At 55.7% G+C, this 3,245-nt stretch carries 2 protein-coding genes; both read right to left on the bottom strand.

What is annotated here, in order from left to right:
- Positions 1–91: 91 nt before the first annotated feature.
- On the bottom strand, positions 92–682 hold the full coding sequence (locus QZ197_RS15455) for a nucleotidyltransferase family protein (RefSeq protein WP_296433078.1): 591 nt from the start codon (positions 680–682) through the stop codon (positions 92–94).
- Positions 679–3,087: an FAD-dependent oxidoreductase gene (locus QZ197_RS15450; protein WP_296433075.1), complete on the bottom strand. Its 2,409-nt coding sequence runs from the start codon at positions 3,085–3,087 to the stop codon at positions 679–681. Before QZ197_RS15450 ends, QZ197_RS15455 begins: the two co-directional genes overlap by 4 nt.
- Between the last annotated feature and the right edge of the window lie 158 nt (positions 3,088–3,245).

Raw genomic sequence — 3,245 nt, 5'->3', positions numbered from 1 at the left:
CTTCGTTAATGAAGCATGGACCATATTGCTAATACACAGAAGGTCGGACACTCTCGTGCATCACTATCACGGCGCGAAGCCAACCTGATCTTCAAGAAATAGTAGCTCGCCACGCCGCCCACTCTTCGGGCGTATCAAGATCGTACCGTGCGTGTTGGTTTTTTAGGCGCACAAGACATGTTTTGTCACGCAACGTTTGCAAGATGTTGTCACCGCCATGATCGCCTTGCAACGCTGCAAAAGATGACCGCAAACTTTGATCAATCAAGATGGGATGCCCCGGTTTGCCATCCTGGGTCGCACCACGCCAAACGGTGCAGTCGGGCTGTTCGTCTCGGGCGTTCAATACATCCTGCAAATCCTTCGTGGTCAGTGCCACCAAATCCGCAAGCACAATCATAAAGGCTTCGCATTGCGGCAGTTGTGCGATTGCGCCACGCAGCGTGCCAGACAATCCTTCCGCCGCTTGAGTCACGGTGATCGCTGTTGCATCCAGATCTCTGAAAGTGTCATGCCGCTGCGCCATTTGCGGCCCCAGTGCTATAAAAACAGGATGTCCGGTTCCGATCGCCATGTGGACTTGCTTGCGCAACAAGGGCACGCCGCCAACATCCTCAAGCATCTTGTCACGGCCACGCATCCGCGATGACGTGCCTGCAGCTAGGATCAGGATCGGGATCATCCGCGCATTGCCGCCCCTTCAGGGTCAAAAAGCGGGGTTGTGATCCGCCGCGCGCGCCGCATCTGGCCCATGATTTCAATCTCGACTTCTAACTCATCCGTGGCTTTTGCACGCGGAATTAGCGCAAGCGCAATCGACTTGCCCGCGTGATGCGAATACCCGCCCGATGTGCAGAACCCTTGCACTTCGCCGTTTATGAACACGGGCTCATAGGCCACAACATCGGCATCATCTGCATCAACCTCGAACACGACGGACATTCGGGCAGGGGGATTGGCACGCTCTGCCTCTGCTGCCGCGCGCCCGACGAAATCAGTGTTCTTTTTGAAACTGATAAAGCGGTCCATGCCGGTTTCTGCGGCGGTGTAATCAGGCGAAAACTCGGACAGCCAAGAGCCAAAGAACTTGTCAAGCCGCAGTGACATCATCGCGCGCATGCCAAACGGGGTAATCCCCATTGGTTGCCCTGCTTGCCAAAGCGTCCACCAAAGTTGCCGTTGATCCATTGGATCGCAGTAAATCTCGAACCCTAGATCACCTGTATAGCTGACGCGCTGCACGATACAGGCGACCTGACCGACGGTCATGCGGCACACATCCATGAATTTCATCGCGGCCACGTTATCGCGCGTGCAGGCCATCAGTAAATCACGCGCGCGGGGCCCTGCGATCTGGAAACCATTGCGTCTGTCAGAGATATTTTCGATCCGCGCGTCATCTGCCGCGTTTTGCATGAACCAACGGTGGTGGATGTCTTGCGCCCCATAGCTGGCGGTAATTTGAAATTCAGTTTCTGACAGGCAAGATACGGTAAAATCCCCCCAAAGTCTGCCCTTGGGCGACAGCATCGGCGTCAGCGACATGCGCCCCGGTTGCGGAGTACGGCCCGCCATAATCCGGTCGAGCCATGCACGCGCACCTTTGCCCGTGATTGCAAATTTGCCGAAATTCTGCACCTCGTTGATACCGACACCTGCGCGCACCGCTTTGACTTCGCGGGCTGTGGCGCTGAATGCATCCGAGCGGCGGAAGGTCGGCGTTTCATAGGAAGGTTCACCGCTTTGCGCAAAATAGTTAGGCACTTCGAGGCCGAATTGATGCCCCCAGACGGCCCCAAGATCGCTGAAAATGTCGTACATCGGCGTGGTACGATGCGGACGGGCGGCGGGTAATTCTTCGTTTGGATAGCTGACCGAAAAACGGTTCTGGTAGTTTTCGATCACTTTTGGCCGCGTGTATCCCGGCGTGATCCATTTACCATAGCGGCCTACGTCCATCGCCGTGACATCGCGTTCGCATTCGCCTGTGACCATCCATTGCGCCAACATCAAGCCGACACCCCCACCTTGGCTAAAGCCCGCCATGACACCGCAAGCGGACCAGTAATTTTGCAGTCCCGGCACAGGTCCAACCAACGGGTTGCCATCAGGTGCAAAGGTAAATGGGCCGTGGATCACGGATTTGACGCCGGCTGTTTCCAAGATCGGGAAGCGCTTGTAAGCAAATTCAATTGACGCTTCGATTTTGTCCAGATTGTCAGGCAGCAATTCGTGCCCAAAGTCCCAAGGTGTACCATCTACCGCCCACGGTTTGCAGGGCTGTTCGTAGAACCCGATGCATAGCCCGCGCCCTTCTTGGCGCAGATAGCTTTCACCTGCGGGGTCCATCACATGCGGGTGCTCGCTGTCGCGATCATAGATTTCAGCCAAGTCATCGGTGACGATATATTGGTGTTCCATCGGGTGCAGCGGCACATATGATCCGGCCATCGCGGCGACTTCGCGTGCCCAAAGACCTGCCGCATTGACCACATGTTCCGCGTGAATTGTGCCCTTGTCAGTCACAACATCCCAAGTGCCGTCAGGACGCTGGTTCGTCTCGATCACTTTGGTATGCAATTCGATTGTGGCGCCGCCCATCCGCGCGGCCTTGGCATATGCGTGGGTGGTGCCCGATGGGTCCAGATGCCCATCCAGCGGATCATATAACCCGCCCACTATCCCATCAAGATTGGTGATCGGGGCAATCTTGGCAATTTCTTCGGGGCTGACGATTTCGGTTTCTAGCCCCATATAACGGTGCTTGGCGCGTTCTGCGACCAGCATATCAAAGCGGTCTTGGTTGTCGGCCAGTGTCACGCCACCCACGTGATGCAAGCCGCAAGACATGCCTGTCAGTTCTTCCAGTTCGCGGTACAGCTTGATGGTATAGCCTTGCAATGCGGCCATGTTTGTGTCGCCATTGAGCGTATGAAAACCACCCGCGGCGTGCCACGTTGATCCCGATGTCAGCTCAGAACGTTCCAGCAGCATCACATCGGACCAGCCAAGTTTCGTCAGGTGATATAGCACGGAACAGCCAACAACGCCGCCTCCGATAATGACGGCTTGGGTGGTCGTTTTCATCGCAAAGGCTCCATGCTGGTTTTTGGTTACTATGGCGCGCACAAACCTGCATGCGGTTCCGAATGCGACATCTTATGTCGCCCAAATGCTATCCTTGGATCGTATCAATGCACAGGGTTGAAGGCGTCATCACACGAAAGGTTTCACGATGCGCTCAC

It is taken from the genome of Yoonia sp., from assembly GCF_017854415.1.
Lineage (GTDB): Bacteria > Pseudomonadota > Alphaproteobacteria > Rhodobacterales > Rhodobacteraceae > Yoonia.
Note: the sequence above shows the minus strand (reverse complement) of the source record. Positions and strands in the feature narration are given on the sequence as shown.